This is a genomic window from Paenibacillus sp. MCAF9 (assembly GCF_052114265.1).
Classification (GTDB): Bacteria; Bacillota; Bacilli; order Paenibacillales; family Paenibacillaceae; genus Pristimantibacillus.
This window is the reverse complement of record NZ_JBFREL010000004.1, coordinates 87,590-103,494: the sequence shown is the minus strand read 5'-3', so window position 1 is coordinate 103,494 and position 15,905 is coordinate 87,590. Positions and strand designations below refer to the sequence as shown.

At 45.3% G+C, this 15,905-nt stretch carries 20 protein-coding genes and 2 pseudogenes; 7 read left to right on the top strand and 15 right to left on the bottom strand.

Translation table 11 applies throughout. From position 1 onward, the window contains the following. Positions 1-164 precede the first annotated feature (164 nt). The 13 genes from AB4Z45_RS08450 to AB4Z45_RS08390 form a co-directional block, all read right to left on the bottom strand. On the bottom strand, positions 165-320 hold the full coding sequence (locus AB4Z45_RS08450) for a hypothetical protein (RefSeq protein ID WP_441908706.1): 156 nt from the start codon (positions 318-320) through the stop codon (positions 165-167). Positions 321-348: 28 nt separating this feature from the next. Further along, a complete protein-coding gene (locus AB4Z45_RS08445; protein WP_441908705.1) occupies positions 349-567 on the bottom strand; it encodes a hypothetical protein in 219 nt (72 codons plus the stop codon). Between the two features lie 38 nt (positions 568-605). Further along, on the bottom strand, positions 606-1,049 hold the full coding sequence (locus tag AB4Z45_RS08440; RefSeq protein WP_441908704.1) for an XF1762 family protein: 444 nt from the start codon (positions 1,047-1,049) through the stop codon (positions 606-608). 11 nt (positions 1,050-1,060) lie between these two features. After that, a complete protein-coding gene (locus AB4Z45_RS08435; protein ID WP_441908703.1) occupies positions 1,061-1,603 on the bottom strand; it encodes a site-specific integrase in 543 nt (180 codons plus the stop codon). 45 nt (positions 1,604-1,648) lie between these two features. Then, positions 1,649-2,026, bottom strand: coding sequence for a hypothetical protein (locus tag AB4Z45_RS08430; RefSeq protein WP_441908702.1), 378 nt, complete (start codon positions 2,024-2,026; stop codon positions 1,649-1,651). Further along, the gene (locus tag AB4Z45_RS08425) at positions 2,026-3,126 is read right to left on the bottom strand and encodes a zinc-finger domain-containing protein (RefSeq protein ID WP_441908701.1); all 1,101 of its coding nucleotides are present in this window, start codon (positions 3,124-3,126) and stop codon (positions 2,026-2,028) included. The genes AB4Z45_RS08430 and AB4Z45_RS08425 overlap by 1 nt, the downstream gene beginning before the upstream one ends. Positions 3,127-3,150: 24 nt before the next feature. Next, entirely contained in the window at positions 3,151-5,121 is a 1,971-nt protein-coding gene (locus tag AB4Z45_RS08420) for a DNA polymerase (RefSeq protein WP_441908700.1), read from the bottom strand. A gap of 53 nt (positions 5,122-5,174) precedes the next feature. Beyond that, complete coding sequence (locus tag AB4Z45_RS08415) at positions 5,175-6,008, bottom strand: ssDNA-binding protein (RefSeq protein ID WP_441908699.1); 834 nt, start codon at positions 6,006-6,008, stop codon at positions 5,175-5,177. 84 nt (positions 6,009-6,092) lie between these two features. Then, complete coding sequence (locus AB4Z45_RS08410; protein WP_441908697.1) at positions 6,093-7,286, bottom strand: DUF2800 domain-containing protein; 1,194 nt, start codon at positions 7,284-7,286, stop codon at positions 6,093-6,095. Then, positions 7,283-7,756: a hypothetical protein gene (locus AB4Z45_RS08405; protein WP_441908695.1), complete on the bottom strand. Its 474-nt coding sequence runs from the start codon at positions 7,754-7,756 to the stop codon at positions 7,283-7,285. Before AB4Z45_RS08405 ends, AB4Z45_RS08410 begins: the two co-directional genes overlap by 4 nt. Positions 7,757-7,910: 154 nt before the next feature. Then, entirely contained in the window at positions 7,911-8,153 is a 243-nt protein-coding gene (locus AB4Z45_RS08400) for an AbrB/MazE/SpoVT family DNA-binding domain-containing protein (protein WP_441908694.1), read from the bottom strand. A gap of 303 nt (positions 8,154-8,456) precedes the next feature. Beyond that, on the bottom strand, positions 8,457-8,726 hold the full coding sequence (locus AB4Z45_RS08395) for a hypothetical protein (RefSeq protein WP_441908692.1): 270 nt from the start codon (positions 8,724-8,726) through the stop codon (positions 8,457-8,459). 30 nt (positions 8,727-8,756) lie between these two features. Next, on the bottom strand, positions 8,757-8,978 hold the full coding sequence (locus AB4Z45_RS08390) for a helix-turn-helix domain-containing protein (RefSeq protein WP_441908690.1): 222 nt from the start codon (positions 8,976-8,978) through the stop codon (positions 8,757-8,759). Between the two features lie 232 nt (positions 8,979-9,210). Here AB4Z45_RS08390 and AB4Z45_RS08385 point away from each other — a divergent pair. From AB4Z45_RS08385 to AB4Z45_RS08355, 7 genes and pseudogenes are all read left to right on the top strand, one after another. After that, positions 9,211-9,336: pseudogene (locus AB4Z45_RS08385) on the top strand (helix-turn-helix transcriptional regulator); the annotation flags it as partial. 330 nt (positions 9,337-9,666) lie between these two features. Then, positions 9,667-9,867 (top strand): annotated as a pseudogene (locus AB4Z45_RS08380) (transcriptional regulator); the annotation flags it as partial. A gap of 12 nt (positions 9,868-9,879) precedes the next feature. Beyond that, positions 9,880-10,341, top strand: coding sequence for an ImmA/IrrE family metallo-endopeptidase (locus AB4Z45_RS08375; protein WP_441908689.1), 462 nt, complete (start codon positions 9,880-9,882; stop codon positions 10,339-10,341). 129 nt (positions 10,342-10,470) lie between these two features. Then, a complete protein-coding gene (locus AB4Z45_RS08370; RefSeq protein ID WP_441908688.1) occupies positions 10,471-11,646 on the top strand; it encodes a tyrosine-type recombinase/integrase in 1,176 nt (391 codons plus the stop codon). Positions 11,647-11,748: 102 nt separating this feature from the next. Next, positions 11,749-12,186: a DUF2621 domain-containing protein gene (locus AB4Z45_RS08365; protein ID WP_076271042.1), complete on the top strand. Its 438-nt coding sequence runs from the start codon at positions 11,749-11,751 to the stop codon at positions 12,184-12,186. Between the two features lie 156 nt (positions 12,187-12,342). Further along, a complete protein-coding gene (locus tag AB4Z45_RS08360; RefSeq protein WP_339207515.1) occupies positions 12,343-12,828 on the top strand; it encodes a hypothetical protein in 486 nt (161 codons plus the stop codon). 43 nt (positions 12,829-12,871) lie between these two features. Then, a complete protein-coding gene (locus tag AB4Z45_RS08355; protein ID WP_441908686.1) occupies positions 12,872-13,774 on the top strand; it encodes a TIGR01777 family oxidoreductase in 903 nt (300 codons plus the stop codon). Positions 13,775-13,783: 9 nt separating this feature from the next. On the opposite strand, the gene AB4Z45_RS08350 is transcribed toward AB4Z45_RS08355, so the two are convergent. Continuing rightward, positions 13,784-15,352: a DUF6382 domain-containing protein gene (locus tag AB4Z45_RS08350; RefSeq protein WP_441908684.1), complete on the bottom strand. Its 1,569-nt coding sequence runs from the start codon at positions 15,350-15,352 to the stop codon at positions 13,784-13,786. Positions 15,353-15,382: 30 nt separating this feature from the next. After that, positions 15,383-15,895 carry an A24 family peptidase gene (locus AB4Z45_RS08345; RefSeq protein ID WP_441908682.1) on the bottom strand — a complete coding sequence of 171 codons (513 nt, stop codon included), beginning with the start codon at positions 15,893-15,895 and terminating at the stop codon, positions 15,383-15,385. Positions 15,896-15,905 lie beyond the last annotated feature (10 nt).

The following is a 15,905-nucleotide window of genomic DNA, read 5'->3' as shown; positions in this document are numbered from 1 at the left end:
TATAAAAAAGGTGGATTAGAGTAATGAGCCGCAGAGATAATAAAGATAATATAGTTCAAGTTATTGTAGGCATCATTCAAATACTAGCTTGCTTACCACTAGAATTTTTCAAACTAATCGGATCGATTTTTAAAGAATAATAAACTTCTTTATCCAAACGATGTTCACTCTTCCTCGCCATGATCTGCGTCAGGTCCTTCTCCAAACATCTCAGCGCAAGCCTTAGAATCAGGTCGCATAAACATGCAATCATCTCCTGTTATCTGGCAGCTATACCTACCTGTATCAGTATCGTATTTACCAGCTGAAGCACAAACCATTCAAAACCCTCCTCATGTATTTCCTTATTCAGACCTGTTCGTCAGTAAATTGGGGCTTGCATTTTTCGCAGTAGTTCATAAATTGTTTACCTGTATTCAAAAACGTATATCCAAAATGGATCGCGCCATTCATTCTGTTGTCAAATCCTAGCGGCGTTTTTCCTAACGACAACTCTCTCTCAGACTTGCAGCTGTCGCAAATAACAACTGTTCTAAAGGTAGTTATTTCATCTGTTCTGAAAGCCATTTTAATCCCCCTCATGTATTTCGGTATTCACGCAATGTTCATTCCGCCATGAACTCCCATAGCGTCTTTTGGCCTGTCGGATGCTTGTCAATTCGAGGTCTAGTCGGTGTATCCCAACTGCCTCCTCGCGTTTGATGAAGCGCCTTCCAACCCGCTGCCCGCAAACTCGTTCCTGGCTCCTCAACTAGTGTATAGGTGACCAACCTTCGATAACCCATAGCCTTGGCCGCGGTCCATGCAGCTGCGTACAGCTTTGATGCAGCATTCTTCGTGCCGTCCGTACAACAACGAATGACTTCCAGTGTTCGACCATTGTCGTAGGATCTTGCTACTGGCCTGCCTACCATGACTACTCCGACAACCTTATCCGCATCAGCAACCGCTATGCTAAATTTGTGGCCCTGCGGAGGTATGTGGTGACGATGATGTTGTTTCACAAACTCACAAGCCTCTGAAAATACTATTGGCTGCGTCTCTAGCAAATTTAATCACCTCACAAGTGGAAGCCCCCAACGGCCTCGTCTATAATGTCCTGGTTAATGCCGATGTAGCGCATTGTTATGCTTGGCGCCGAGTGATTAAATATCTCCTGCAACAACGCCACATCTTTATATCGTTTGTAAAAGTGGTATCCAAATGTCTTCCGCAGCGTATGAGTGCCGATTTCTATCAGCCCGACTTCGGCTGCTGCGTAATTCAGAATGCGGTAAGCCTGCACACGTCCAATGTTCTGCTTCGTCCGATAGCTTGGGAACAGCGGCGCGCTGTCTGGCATGCCCTTCGTATATGCGTTGATGATCTCGCGAAGCTCCGAATTGATTGGAAACCTCTTTTTCTTCTTGGTCTTGCCTTCGATTATTCGGATGTGTGATTTATTCCGTACATCGCGGACATGCAGCTTTAGTAAGTCACCGATCCGCAGCCCTACGTTTATTCCCATGACTAGCAAAAACCAATCTCTCTCCGACCGTTTCCTCAGCGACGACTTCATAAGCTCCAGCTTTTCCATGCTTCGAATAGGTTGTACGACTTCCATTGGCTTTTCCTCCTGTCATGCACACCGAGTATTCAATATGTTGTATCACGTACCATCACGTAATATTGCATTTGATGTTGGAACAAACCTCCCATAACATTTATCGTCTATAGAATCACCGCTACCACAGATTGGGCAGATTGTTGCTGAATGGTCAATCTCCTCACAATCCTCTACCCCAAAAGTAACCGCGCAATCCGCGCATTCGTAAAGGTGCATCATAAATGGTGGAACTTCGGACTTTCTCGGATAATTCCCTCGAAGCGGCCACTCTAGCGGATTGCGTACTCTTTCGTGATAGATCATTGTCCGGATGCTGCCGTGTGTGCTTCCAAGTTGCCTAGCAATCTCTGATAAAGGGATCCCAGCTAGGAACAGCTTATGCAGCTGTTCCTTATTCACGATTTCAACTCTAACTCTCATTACGCTTCCGCCTCTCCAATCAGCCGGTTCACGTACCATGCTGCTTTTCGCAAATCCTCAATACCGTTTTTATGGCTCCAGCGCCACAGGTATTTAATAGCCGCCCCTGTGCTGTATGCCTGTGGCCCGGCTAACCCGGTAAGAGCTGCCTCAATCGCGTCAATACACTCTATACCGCCTGCTGTATAGTGAGCTGGGTGATTCACGTTATCCCGGGCAGGTTGAAGGGCGCCGAATTCAACAAGTGCTTGATAGGTGCTATTTGGATCCCTCTTAGGTGTAGCTGCCCTTTCGAGCGTCTCAAGCAGAAGACGTTTCTCTTCTTCTAGTTCAGAGATAGCCTGCAGCGCCTCATTATGTTCAAGCCCTTGCTTGTAAGCATCCTCTCGATAAGAGTTGGACTGAAGTTTCCATTGGTCGCGGTCTTCCGTAACCTCTGCTACAATCTTCCGCTCTTCGGCTAACTTCTCCTGAAGGGATTTGTTCTCAAGCAGCAACCGATCAAATGCCGCATTCCGATCTAGCAGTTTGGCCGACAACACTTTAACCTGTTCAGCATCCCGTTGACTGTTGAGGTTAGATAAACCAACAGCCTTCACTTCGATTGCCTTCGCTGTCGGTGACGTAGACCGAAGCAATGGGGCTTTGCCCTCCAGAAGCTCTTGCGCCGTCTCTGCCTTGAGCCCTTTTAGATCCCAACGTTTGATCCACTCATACAGCGTGTTAGCTTTCATCCCCCAAGCCCGTTCAATGCTGGCATTCGTTTCACCTGAAGCGATTTGCTCAATGTAGATTTGTTTTGTCAGTCCACAGCTCGGTGCATCCTTCGGTACAGGTCCACGTTTTACACTAGACATATCTTGTTCCTCCTTAATTACTTTTGCTATTTTAGATTTCCGTCTGCTAGAGCTAATCGTTAGCAGCTCACCGCCTAGCTTACGAAGCTCAATACCTATATCGCACTCGTTCTGACAATAATGGTCAACAGGCGCGGTATTACCTGGAGGAAGCTCCCTAACTAGCTTGCGGCGTATCTTACAATTCCTGCAGTTCTGCTCCGATAAATCACCGATTTTATGGATAATGGAGAGCCTATTCAATTCGTCTCTCCTTCCTTTATGGAATCAATCTTTCATATAAAAAGTGGTTGTAAAACCATCACCTTTAAGCGGTAACCCCTTCGCCCATGGAATGGGCTCTGCCATGATCGCTAGAGCTTGATCCAATGCATTCGGGTCATTTATTTCAATGCCCGCCTCGTCATGCACATGCAAAACAGTCTGGAAGCCAGCCATATCTAATTTAGTAAGCGTCACAGCTAGACAGTCCCTCGCGATAGCTTGAACCACGTTCTCGGTAAGCTTGCCGCCGTATGTGTTCAATACCGTCCATTTCTTCGTTTGCTGGTCCATTCCCCAATAATGAAGCGCATGCTTACCAAAGTCGTTCTCTTTCAGAAATGGCTTGGCATAATAAAGCTTACGTCCGGACGGTAGCTGGATCGTAAAGAAATCCTGCTTCGTATCAAAGTGGCTCTCTCTTGCAAAGATCAACCCTTTAACCCCTACAGCCTCGCCTGTCTCCATGACTTCCAGCGCAGCAGCCTCCAAGCTATACCATAGGTCAACAATTCGCCGGTTGGCATTCCGCCAGCGCGTCACGATCTCCGGCAGCTCACCCTCTGTAAGCCCTTGATCCAAGGCGCCCATGTTTATCAGCGCACCTTTACCACCCTGGTAACCTAGTGCAAGCTCGGCCACTTTCCCTTTTGCTCGTAGATCATATTCTGGATTACCCTTCACGATACGCTCGAGCGGAACACCGAACATCTGAGAAGCAGAAGCCTCGTATATCTTGCCGTGAGTTGCAAATACATCCAGCCTCCACTGCTCACCAGCTAGCCAGGCGATAACGCGTGCCTCGATCGCTGCGAAATCTGCAACACCAAGTATTTTCCCAAAAGGCGCTATGAACGCCGTCCGGATTAGCTGAGATAACGTATCTGGAACCGTTCCGTACACAAATCGCAACATGGCCACGTTCTGTTCCACAACGAGCTGCCTTGCGTACTCTAATGTAGAAAGATAATTCCGAGGCAGGTTCTGAATCTGCACAAGCCGTCCTGCCCAGCGTCCTGTTCGGTTAGCTCCGTAAAACTGAAGGAGCCCACGAATACGGCCATCTGCACATGCAGCCTGTCGCATGGCCTCGTACTTCTTTGTTGAAGTCTTACTAAGCTCTTGCCGGATCTCCAGCACGCGCTTTGCGTTGCCCTCATCGAGCTCACCAATCAACTTGGAGACAGTACCCTTCTGCAGGTTGGCAATCTCTTCCCCTGTTTCTGTCTCCAGCCACTTAGTAAGCTGCTGAACGCTTTTCGGATTATCGAGCCCCGTTAGTGCTATAGCCTCTGCTCTGAGATCAGCAGTCACCTGTTCGTCTACCGCTAGGGCGCTTTCGACCATTTGCATATCCACGGCCAAGCCGCGAGCATTAATCCTCTGATCGAGGTGCCACATCTGCCACTCCTGATCTGGCACTGGGAAAAAAGATAGCCGGCGCTGGATCTCCATTTCAGCTACAACATCATTCACACAGTAATCTTTGAAGAGCCTCCACTTGTCAGGCTCATGATGCGGCAGTGTCCGAGTCCGTTGACCGTTCGTCTTAGTCGGCTTCGTAGGGATGCAGAACGTCCGGATCAGCGACATGCCCGTTCCAAGCTTCCGTTTATCCTGTGGGATGCCTAATGCTTCACCAACTGCACCTAGCCCCGCCGTGTACCCACAATACAAGCCATGAACTTGCGTACAGCGCCACTGCTCGATCGGAGAGTAAACAAAACGATTAATGCAATACCACTCGAATGATGCGTTGTAAGCGTGTTTCATGATCTTTCGATCAGATAGTGCTTCAATAATATGAGGCGGTATTAGCTCCCCCTGTGCCAAGTCAATTATTTGAATTGGACAGTCATCCATTGCGTAAGCGAACAACAATATCTCAAAGTCTGGCGATTGCGCATATTTATATGAACCTGATTTTTTGATGTCCACGCTGCTGAAAGTCTCAATATCTATCGATAAAGTCCGCATAAGCCCTCCTTTTAGGCAAAACAAAGGGGACCCTTTCGAATCCCCTGAGTTTGTTAGATGCCCCAAACGCCGCCTTGATAAGGCTTGCCTGTGATCGGGTCGTTCTGTGGAGCCGCTTGTCCAGCTGGCGGCACATACCCTTGTTGTGGTGCACCATATGGAGCTACTGGAGGCTGACCATACGGCTGCTGTGGTGCTTGGCCATAACTCTGTGGAGCAGGTTGCCCATAACCTTGAGGTGCATATGCTGGTGGAGCTGCAGGCGGTTGTTGACCATATTGTTGTGGCGCTGTTTGCTCCCATCCTGCAGGAGGCTGATGAGAAGGCTGCTGATAACCTACACCTGCAGGAGCTCCTCCAAATGCCTGTTCAGCGCTGATCCGACCTCCTAACGGCTCCCCGCCACGGAGGATCTGAACAGGACCTAGCCCTGCACCAACACCACGGTTTCCGCTGTTATCAAAAGGGAAGAAATTGATATTTACTCGTGCGTATACTCCGGAATAGACTTGTGTCTGATCAATAATTGGGTTCATGTTTGCATCAACAATTGCCTGCTGTTGTCTGCTACCTGCAGTAAGTACCCAATGCCCCTTGCACTCAGGACCAAACGGCTCACCGTTCTGTCTTACACCGTCACCATCCCAAATGGGTGTTTTCGGTTGCGGTGGCCGAGCACCCTTCCAAGCGGTCTGTACTCCTTTTTGAATAGCTGACTCGATCGCTGCGTAGATGCGCTGCATAGTGGCTGTGTCTGATTTAGGAATAAGGATCGTCRTGCTGAACTTCGGTTCCTGACCAGGCTTATTAGCATGGGCTTGGAATAGATGTACAAAGCTCAGTCGAGCTTCACCGGTTGTCACTGTCGTTACTACTTGATTATTCATATGTTTGTTGCCTCCTCGGATAGTGCCGCTTGACCAGCGGCCTAATGTCATTTGATCGATATGTTAATCCGCGATATTTCCTACCTATGTTCCCATGGGTGTTCCAAAAGCTTGTTCTGGCGATATAGCATTGCTAATAGATTCGCGCGGATCGTCAGCAGGTGCTAACGTTGGCGCTCCTGATTTCTTAATTACGTGACCTTGTTCCTCTAATAGCTCGGTATAAGTTTTCTTTGAAAGGACCTTTTCAGCAGCAGCTGCCGTAATCGGCTTACGATCGTAGAGCAGTGCTTCATCGATACCGTTCGCCTGCAGGTGCGCAAAGGCAGCATCGATATTTACGAAATCTCGTCCGCCACGCCCATGTACTGCCTTCCAGCCGGGAACGTCCCTGCCTTTCAAGACCTCAGCAAGCGCAGACTCCTTCAGCGAGTTGAACCATTTAACGATGCCGTCACCCTTCTTCAGGATCTCGGCAACCTCGTCCAACCCAATAAGCGGCGGTTTCATTGGCGCTTTTTCCGCTGCAGAGAAGAACTGTTCCACTCTAGCGCGGCAGGTATCCCTCGCCCGACAGAACCCACAATGTTCACCGACAACAAATTCACCTTCGCCGTTGAACGCTTGCTGTGCGATCGGCTTAATCGATTCACCCCAAGCTAGTAGCTCCGAAGCAGGAAGCGACCATACAGAGGGTTGATCCCACACTTTAGGCTGCACGATGGCCACATGAACCGTTTCGATTTCATACAGCAAGCTGTAAGCCCGAAGTGCGCCGAGAGCGTAAAGCATCATTTGAGGATTGTTATCTGCCGGCACTGGAACGCCCTGGCCGTTTTTGTAATCTACAATGTGAAGCTGCTTGCTACCGATAATAATACAGTCAGATGTACCGAAGGCTTCTGGCACATAAGCAGTAAGATCGACCCGGCGCTCCACCGCTATGTAAGGCGGCGAAGGGAAAGCATGGACAAGCGCCTGAATGTATTCCACATATAAATCTGTGTTCGCATCCATGTCGACTTCATAGAGCTCGTTTTCTTTCATTTTCTTCAATGCAGTGTTGTATTTACGTGCCGTTAAGGGATCAATGCCAAGCACCTTACGAAGCTTGAGCTCTGCCATCTCGTGAGCGTGTGTACCCTTTTGTGCGGCGCTGCTTGTTGTATCTGGCAGCGTTGCTTCTAACCTTGCGCTAGGCGTGCAGTGCAGCCAGCGGTGTGCTCCACTGGCTGACAGCAACGCATGCGCTCGTTCTGCATGCGCAATTTGACTCATATCTTTGCACCCAAGCTACGCAGGAAGGTTGCGAACTCACCGTAAAGCTCTTTAGGTAGCTGCGTTAGTGACTGTGCGCCATACTGCTGGAGCCAGCCAGTGAGAGTAGGACCCTGACCTGCATCAACCAATGGGCCAGCTGCTACTCCAAGCTGCTCCATGGTGTAACCTTGAGCAATAGTTGGTACACCGGATGGCGGTGCAGGCTGCTGAGGCGGTACGGTTCCCTGTACATATGATGGAGTTGCTGATGTTGGAACTGTATCAGCTGGTGCGCCATACTGTAGCTGCGCTTGTTGTGTTGGTGCAGTATACGTTTGAGTTGGTGCTTGAATCGGTGCTGTTGTAGCTTGTGGCACGAACGGTGCAGCAGTTGAATCTTGTCTATTTTCTAAACCGGATGAAAGATTAAAAAGTTCATTAAGCGTTTCTTTGGCGGATTCACCGTTAATTGTGATTTGTACTGGCATGTTGAATTGCCTCCTCGTTAATTTCGTTTATGCAATAATGGCAAGCATCTATTCCGTTCCAAACTTTTAAAGATTGAACCTCTACTTCCTGACCGCAGATTTCACACTCTGGCGGCAACAATAGGATGGCTACCTTAGACAATAGCAACGCCCCCTATTGCCCTAAGGCTTTCACACAATCGGAGCAAATCAATTTATCGTGGAATGGCTTCAAATCATCCAAACGACCACAAAAAGTGCAACCAGGTGCGTATTTGCGAAGGACGATGTCTGAACCATTGACGAATATTTCAAGTGGATCTCCTTCAGCAATTCCAAATGTACGACGAACCTCTTTTGGGACCACAACACGACCAAGATTGTCAATACGACGAACAATTCCAGTAGCTTTTAACATGAAAGCACTTCTCCTTTTATCCGCAGTGTGATACACTGACGGTAACTAAATTTGTCTTTCGAGACCTTTGCGGCTCCTACCCCGCAAGGGTCTTTTTCATGCGCTTTTGATTCTGCCATGCTGCAAATTCCAGACATACCATACGCTCACCACATGTCAGCTCACGCCATACAAATCCAGTAACGTTCAATCCTTCTCACCTCCCTTCAAGATGTCAAAAGGTTTCGATTTATGCTACACCCTAGCGGCGTTTAGCTCGATCTAAACTATCCATTCCATTAAAGCGTCTACCCACGCTTTTTTTTACCATCCGTCCACAATATCTAAAATCGCTTCAAATGTAGGTTGTGCAATCCACCAACGCTTTCGGTTCTTCTTGCGCTCATGAATCCTTACTCTGGGATCGGATAAAATATCATCTTCCAAATACCTTACTGACATAGATGTCATTTCGCTCAGTCGATTGATATCAACTAGCAACAATTGCTGGTAAACATGTTTCTGTAGCTCCTGCTGTACATACTCTTGGATTGCTTTTTCGTCTATTCTGACTTTGACTTCCGCCGGAATCATTCAAGTCACCTCACATTCAGAGCATCCCGTTTATTCAACTTGTATTTCCGTCATTTTAAGTACATTGAGATCCAAATCAAGACATGCTGCTATCTTAGATAGAGCATCAACACTTGGAGTATACCTACCGCATTCGATATCTGATATATAATTTCTAGAAAGACCTGTGGAATCAGAAACATCTTCTTGTCGAAGTTTCTTTTCCTTCCTCTTTGAGCGAATATGATTACCTAAAAGTCTAGACTCACCCATTTATCTCACCTCCCTCTCACGTATAAATGTATTGTATTTCCGTCATTGTGTAAATCATTATATACGCCCATATAGTACTAAAATATTGAACTAATTAACCGTTTTCTCTTGAATGGTACCTCAATCTTTTAATTACTTGTATTTCCGTCATAAAAATACTTGTTATTCCGACAAAAGTTGGCTACAATAACATTAAAGTCGGAATAACAAGTATTTCAAAGGAGAAATTGAAATGACTCTAGGAGAAAAAATAAGGGATTTTCGCAAACAAAGAAAGCTAACTCAAGAAGATCTAGCGAAACTATCCAACATATCCAGATCTTATTTAGCAGATGTTGAACGATCCAGATATAATCCTAGTTTGGAGACACTAATTGCAATTAAAAATGCTTTGAGGATAGAACTTCATGAATTAGTAGGTAATTCCATTAATGTGGATTTAAGTGAAAGACTCCGTCTCCTTATCATGGAACTATCTGAAGGTCCGCTTCATTTAAGGTTTTTTAAAAAAGAGTTTGAATCGGAGATACTATCTGAGATTCACTCTTTACAAACAAGATATAAACTTGACTTTGAAATAACGCCTTCTAATTTAACTGATGTTGTTAGAGAAAAAGATGACGAAGAATTTGCGGTAGATGTTTTACGTTCTCTTGAGACAGTTAAATACCAAAGATCAAATCTTACACTTTCTGTAAAAGAAGAACGAGATATCGCTACCGACCTAGAGAACATGATAAATGAATTGGGATCTAAAGAGGCTATGTCGTTTCACGGGGAACCCATGGATGATGAAACAAAAGAACTAATGAAAATATCACTTGAGAATTCTTTACGTCTCGCGAAGCAGATGGCAAAACAAAAATTTAACCCTAACAAAAATAAATAAGGAGCGTGCCGGATGGCGATAAAGCTGCTAGTCAGTCAGCTGGTCCGCAAATATGGAACGAACAACCCCTTCACAATTGCAGCTCAGAAAAACATCCTTGTTCTGTTCGAGCCTTTAGGCGGCATGATGGGTTATTTCAATACTTATAAACGAATTCCGATGATTCACATAAATTCTGATATGGACGAGCAAGAACAGCGTTTTACATGCTCTCATGAGCTAGGGCATGCAATCCAGCATCCCAAAGTAAACACACCATTTCTACGGCGTAACACTCTGCAATCGATCGAGAAAATCGAACGTGAGGCAAATGAATTTGCAGTTGAGCTCATGATCTCGGACGAACTTTTATTAAACGGGTTGACTGTCTTTGAAGCAGCCATTGCTAGCGGTGTTCCCATTGAGGTTGCTCATCTCAAAAAAGCCCCAAAGAGAAATATCTGGAACGATGAAAGGTCATATATTAACCTGTAAACTTACGCTTTCCAGCCGCAAGGCTGTTTATTATACGCCAAAATAGAACATACATTCTATTCAGGTAATGCTTTCCTATATTAGCCATCCGTCAAAGCGTCTACCCACGCAAAAAAGGATGGATGACAAATGGCAAAGAAGAAAGCTGAAAAAGAAGTTGAAGAGTACCGACTGAAAAACGGTGAGATTAGATACCGTTACCGCTACAAATACTATGATGTTCTTGGTAATCGTAGGGAGAAAAAAGAAAGTAGTTTCATGTCTGAAAAAGCTGCCGAAATGGCTCTGCTGCATGTCAAGTCTGATATTCTGAATGGCAACCTAAAAAAAGTCGAACACAACCACATGACTATTGGGCAATGGCTTGATACATGGTACGAAATGTATAGTGATAGCTGGGAGGTTTCAACCAGGAAAGTAAGGCAGCAGGCGATCAGAAAACATATGAAACCCTTATTAGGCCGATATAATTTAGTTGAGTTTGATAGATCGACTTATATGCGGACGTATATCAAACCATTGCTAAAGAAATTCAAACCCAGCACTGTTTCGACTTACCACAATTATTTTAAAATAGCCATAAACGCGGCGATAGAAGAAGAAATTATTACTCGTAATCGATTCAAAAAAGTGAACATTGAAGAACGGGAAAAGAGAATTAATTTTCTGACCCCACACGAATTAAACATATTTATCGACGCAGCAAAAAAATATTGTAACGTAACAGGCTATACGATAATAGTATTGCTCGCATATACCGGTATGCGAATTGGAGAGGCTTTAGGCCTCAAATGGGCAGACATAAATTTTAAAACAAATCAAATAACTGTTAATTGTACGAGGGATAGCCACGGCGAACGATCTCCGAAGACCAAAAACAGTTATCGCACATTTCCCGTTGATCAGTTTGTTATCGACACATTGGTTTCATATCAAAAGCGGTGCCTCGAAACTAAGTTTAAGTATGGTTTGAAGCTAGATAAAAAAACAGACCATGTATTTATATCCCAATACGGAGGCACGGCCATTAATACAGAGGTTGCAAAGTTTACTCTGCGGCAACTCTATAAATACTTGGATGTAGAAGGAATCTCCATCACACGAATTACTCCGCATGGATTACGGCATACGCATGCAACGGTATTAATCAATAATGGTGTGCCACCTAAAACCATAGCGGACCGGCTGGGCAACAGCGTAGAGATGATCTACAAAGTTTACGGACACTCGTTTAAAGAGATGGAGAACAAAGCAGTAACCGTGTTTACAGACATCGTCATTGGGGCTAAAATTGGGGCTGATTAAGCCCCTTCCCCTCTGAGACCTTATAAATCAAGGGAATTTTTAAGGAATGTCGAAATAAATCTAGGAATACGGTATAATTCATTATTGAGGTGAAAGACACGTATGAAAGTTGCCCCCGACTGGTTTATGTATTTTATCGTTTTTTGGGCGGTCGTCATGGTTGCGGCTATGTCGATTGGCGGATTTTTCATGTTTCGAAAATTTCTCAAGGTGCTTCCGATGCGAGACGGCAAGTCTAAGCTCGATTGGCAAAACTACTGGGTAGATCGCAGTCGCAGCATGTGGAATGATGATTCCAAAAGTTTGCTGGACGAGCTTGTTTCCCCAGTGCCAAGCGCTTTTCGTGATATAGCTAAACATTCTATCGCAGCTAAGATTGGTCAAGTGGCGATCGAACATGGCGCATCATCCGTTACGCGCGAGCATTGTATCGAAGGTTACATACGAGCAACTCCAAAACGTGATTACCGTAGTCTTGTTACTTTTCTTGACCGTCAAGGAATCGACTATACTCCCTATAAGCATCTACTTAATAAATAAGTTTAAGCCGCATCAGTGCGGCTTAAACTTATTTATATTTAATCGTAAATTAATGACCCCCTTATATACATGCTTCATACTCGTATTTTATGGTTATATATAAAAATGTAACCTAATACTCATCTATTTCGTTATTAATTACAGGAGGTGGTTCTCATGATGAACTCATCGAAGCGAAGAAGAAACAAAAAAGCAGCGACAGCAGGAGCCGTTCTTCTAGCTGTTATGCTCGCAACATCCGCATGTGGCGGTGGCAATACTAATGCAGGAAACGAACAGCAAGGCAGTCCAACTGATGGACCAGTTATTACTCAGTTGCCAGAAGATAATGGTGTCATTGATCCTGATCTTTCTTCACCGGAACCGACAGATACTGCAACAAACAACAACGGTACGATCGAGGATCCAGCAGCGCCAAACAAAGTGAATGAAGGTATTTATAGCGGTCTAAGCGACTCGCACTCTATAGAAATAGAAACAGCTGCCGGTGCAATTGCACTTCAAGTAACAGATGACCAAAAAAGCACGTTAGAAGCATTGCCGGACGATGCTAAAGTGAAATTTGAGTATTCGGAAAAAGCCATTGAAGGTGAAGCAACTCTCAAACAAAATTGGTTAGTTAAAATTGAAGAAATAAAGTAATCAATGAAATGAAGTAATGGGTGAATTGAAGGAGCGAACGAGGATGCGGGTTGCGATAGCTGGAGGAACTGGGTTTATCGGAAGGGCGCTTACCAAGGCTTTGCTTGAGAGAAATGATGAAGTATGGATTATTTCCAGAACTAGTTCTAAAAATCAATCCAAACGCAACGGGTTTAACCAATTAACTTGGGATGAACTCGAAGCTGCTCCAGCTTTGCTGGAAGGCATAGATGCCATAGTCAATCTCACAGGTGAATCCATTAATCAAAGATGGAATCAAGCTGCCAAGAAGCGTGTCATGGACTCAAGACTAACAGCCGCCGCCCGCATCTCAAAGCTTGTACAATCGCTCGAGCGCAAGCCGCCGCTTGTCATTAATGCATCCGGCATTTCTGCGTATGGCATATCAGCAGACGGTATTTTTGATGAATCAAGCCCGACTAAAGTTACCGATTTCTTATCCGAAGTCGTTCAGAAATGGGAACAGGCCGCAGACAGCATACCAGCTGAGCGGCTTGTTAAGCTTCGTGTGGGCGTTGTTTTAGACAAAAAGGAAGGCGCTTTTCCTTTAATGGCTATGCCTTATCGCTTGTTCGGCGGAGGTAAGATCGGCAGCGGCAAACAATGGCTGTCTTGGATTCATCTTGAGGATATGATTCGGCTAATCCTATTTATTTTGGACAACAACTTTATTGAAGGACCCATAAATGCTTCTTCACCTGAACCTGTAACAAATGATTCATTTGGTCGAGCCATTGGCAAAGCAATGGGCCGGCCTCATTGGTTCCCGGTTCCAGCTTTTGTGATGCGAACATTATTTGGTGAAATGTCCACACTTCTATTAGACGGACAGCGAGCTTTACCAAGCAGAGCGCTTGAAAACGGGTTTGTGTTCCGCTATCCAACGGTAAATAGTGCAATGGAAGAACTTGTAGGACAAGGTTAGCTTCGTTTCTTATTCCGATTTCAGCATATACGCTGGTCCTTGCTCGCCTGCAAGATGGATGACATCTCCTATCGATAGCTTATAGCTTTTATAAGGGATCATCATTTGTCCATTTAGCAGGCTCCCATTACGGGAACCTAAGTCTTTCGCTTTATATTCACCCGCTAAGATTTCAATTTCCAAATGAAGCCGCGATATACCGCTTGCCCCCTCTGCATAACTCACCTGCTCTCCCGAACGCCCAATTTTAAAGCTTCCTTCTTGTAATTCTATCCTGTTCTCCTGACTCTTCCATCTCCTTTGGAGCCATACTGACGCTTCACTTAAACCCTCCAATGACTGATTATTTCCTAGCAATACTGTTGGTTCTGCTATATGAGAAACAGGATTTGCTGCAACAACATGCAGCGAGGCCGCCGACTGAGACTCGAATAATTCGCTCTGATCCTCTGGCGGTTTAATAGCTGGCGCCTCGACAGAATCATCATTTGCATGAGCACGATTAAGCCCTGGAAATAGTCCAGAGTGGAACGATGACTCTTCTATCATTTTTTTCGATTCGTCGTAGTCTGCTTCGTCATTTGTTTTCTTTTTCCAAACTAGCATAACGACTGCTAGCAACAGCAAGGAAATGCCCGAGCTGATCAATAAGCTCTGCCTACCAGCAGCTTCAAAATAAACAAATCGCCAAACACATGCAAGTGCTACGACAATAATTGCTGTACCGATCCATTTTTTCTTTGTTTCCGGCTCATCCTCTTCCCTATCCAAAGGGTCAGCATACTGTTTTGAATATAATTCATGATCCTTAAACTCTTCCATTATGGGGGAGGAGTAAGAAAGTAATGAAGGGTTTGGTATTTGAACCCGCCCTTTTTCATCGCTATTCTTCAACTCAGATCGCTGCTGCCAATCTAATAGTGGATTTTTTTGCGTTGGAGCAGGTTTTGCTGCTTGCTGCGTCTCCGGCTTCTCTATTGCATCGTATCGCTGGTTCGATGAAGATGAAGCTTCCCCTATGAGTTCCAACAGCGTCGCCCGCAGCTCTTCAAGAGGCCATCTTTTGCCGAAATGCTGAAGCACACGCTTTAATCCTTCTCCATCAATGCGGTCTACATAAGAGGTGAAACGCACAATTAACGCCAAGAGATCGCCCGCTCCTTTTGTTTGTTCAGCAGTCCCCTCCATTATTGGAATATAAGCAAGCCGTATATCATGAAGCTTCTCTCCAATAAAAATATATTGTTCATCAAGCAGACAGCCCTCTGGCCGCAGCATATAATGCCTGCATTCGAATAATGCATCCGCTACGCCTAATATTAGCGTGTAGTATTGCTCCATCGAGAGCTGCTGTTGCTGCAGCCTGTGCAGAAGCATTCTCATTCCTGAAAGCTTGTATCGGAATGTAACCTTGCTATCGAGCTCGAACCAATCAATAGGCAGCAGATAGGGGATTCGCTCGCTATGAAGCATATGAAGCTCAATTTCATCAAGCTCGCTTCTATACAAGCCGCTCTCTCGATCAATAATCATCTCATGCGACTGATTCATAGCAAAATCAATTCGAAAGCTTTTCATTTCTCAAATTCCCCCTTGTAACATGAAAACTTAGCTGAAAATGGACCATACCGTAACAGCAGCGGGTGCAACCGCCAGCATAAACGGAAACTTTTTGCCTGATTCCGCCCATTGCAGCCACTGAAGCTTTCTATACCCTGCCACTGGCACAACAAATGCGGTTACGTCAGCAGCCATTCTTTTCCCGAATGCACGATTTACAATGATAAGGCAGACACCAATTGCACCAGCGTATAAGATGGCATAAAACATTATCTGCAGCACCAACCATACTCCCACCCAAGCTCCCAATGCGCCAAACAGCTTTACGTCGCCAGCACCTATTCCTCGGGCAAGATGAAGCAGCAGCAAAGGAATAAATCCGGTTAAGGCACCAACTGCTGCAATTGCAGCTCCTTCCAAACCGCTGATAGCAGTATGATAAATAAATGCAGCGGAGAAAAAAGTCACGGTCAGCCAATTCGGTATAATTTGAGCCTTTAAATCCGTATAGAGAGCGATCATTAAAAACACTGTAACAACAGCTGTTACAATAAACTCCATGGCGACTCCC

Excerpts from the sequence above, each read along its gene's own strand:
- AB4Z45_RS08360 (WP_339207515.1), top strand. The coding sequence starts at position 12,343 with ATGATGAACTCATCGAAGCGAAGAAGAAACAAAAAAGCAGCGACAGCA.
- AB4Z45_RS08410 (WP_441908697.1), bottom strand. The coding sequence starts at position 7,286 with ATGAGTCAAATTGCGCATGCAGAACGAGCGCATGCGTTGCTGTCAGCC.
- AB4Z45_RS08365 (WP_076271042.1), top strand. The coding sequence starts at position 11,749 with ATGAAAGTTGCCCCCGACTGGTTTATGTATTTTATCGTTTTTTGGGCG.
- AB4Z45_RS08435 (WP_441908703.1), bottom strand. The coding sequence starts at position 1,603 with ATGGAAGTCGTACAACCTATTCGAAGCATGGAAAAGCTGGAGCTTATG.
- AB4Z45_RS08390 (WP_441908690.1), bottom strand. The coding sequence starts at position 8,978 with ATGGGTGAGTCTAGACTTTTAGGTAATCATATTCGCTCAAAGAGGAAG.
- AB4Z45_RS08345 (WP_441908682.1), bottom strand. The coding sequence starts at position 15,895 with ATGGAGTTTATTGTAACAGCTGTTGTTACAGTGTTTTTAATGATCGCT.
- AB4Z45_RS08370 (WP_441908688.1), top strand. The coding sequence starts at position 10,471 with ATGGCAAAGAAGAAAGCTGAAAAAGAAGTTGAAGAGTACCGACTGAAA.
- AB4Z45_RS08430 (WP_441908702.1), bottom strand. The coding sequence starts at position 2,026 with ATGAGAGTTAGAGTTGAAATCGTGAATAAGGAACAGCTGCATAAGCTG.
- AB4Z45_RS08395 (WP_441908692.1), bottom strand. The coding sequence starts at position 8,726 with ATGATTCCGGCGGAAGTCAAAGTCAGAATAGACGAAAAAGCAATCCAA.
- AB4Z45_RS08375 (WP_441908689.1), top strand. The coding sequence starts at position 9,880 with ATGGCGATAAAGCTGCTAGTCAGTCAGCTGGTCCGCAAATATGGAACG.
- AB4Z45_RS08405 (WP_441908695.1), bottom strand. The coding sequence starts at position 7,756 with ATGCCAGTACAAATCACAATTAACGGTGAATCCGCCAAAGAAACGCTT.
- AB4Z45_RS08420 (WP_441908700.1), bottom strand. The coding sequence starts at position 5,121 with ATGCGGACTTTATCGATAGATATTGAGACTTTCAGCAGCGTGGACATC.
- AB4Z45_RS08450 (WP_441908706.1), bottom strand. The coding sequence starts at position 320 with ATGGTTTGTGCTTCAGCTGGTAAATACGATACTGATACAGGTAGGTAT.
- AB4Z45_RS08350 (WP_441908684.1), bottom strand. The coding sequence starts at position 15,352 with ATGAAAAGCTTTCGAATTGATTTTGCTATGAATCAGTCGCATGAGATG.
- AB4Z45_RS08445 (WP_441908705.1), bottom strand. The coding sequence starts at position 567 with ATGGCTTTCAGAACAGATGAAATAACTACCTTTAGAACAGTTGTTATT.
- AB4Z45_RS08355 (WP_441908686.1), top strand. The coding sequence starts at position 12,872 with ATGCGGGTTGCGATAGCTGGAGGAACTGGGTTTATCGGAAGGGCGCTT.
- AB4Z45_RS08400 (WP_441908694.1), bottom strand. The coding sequence starts at position 8,153 with ATGTTAAAAGCTACTGGAATTGTTCGTCGTATTGACAATCTTGGTCGT.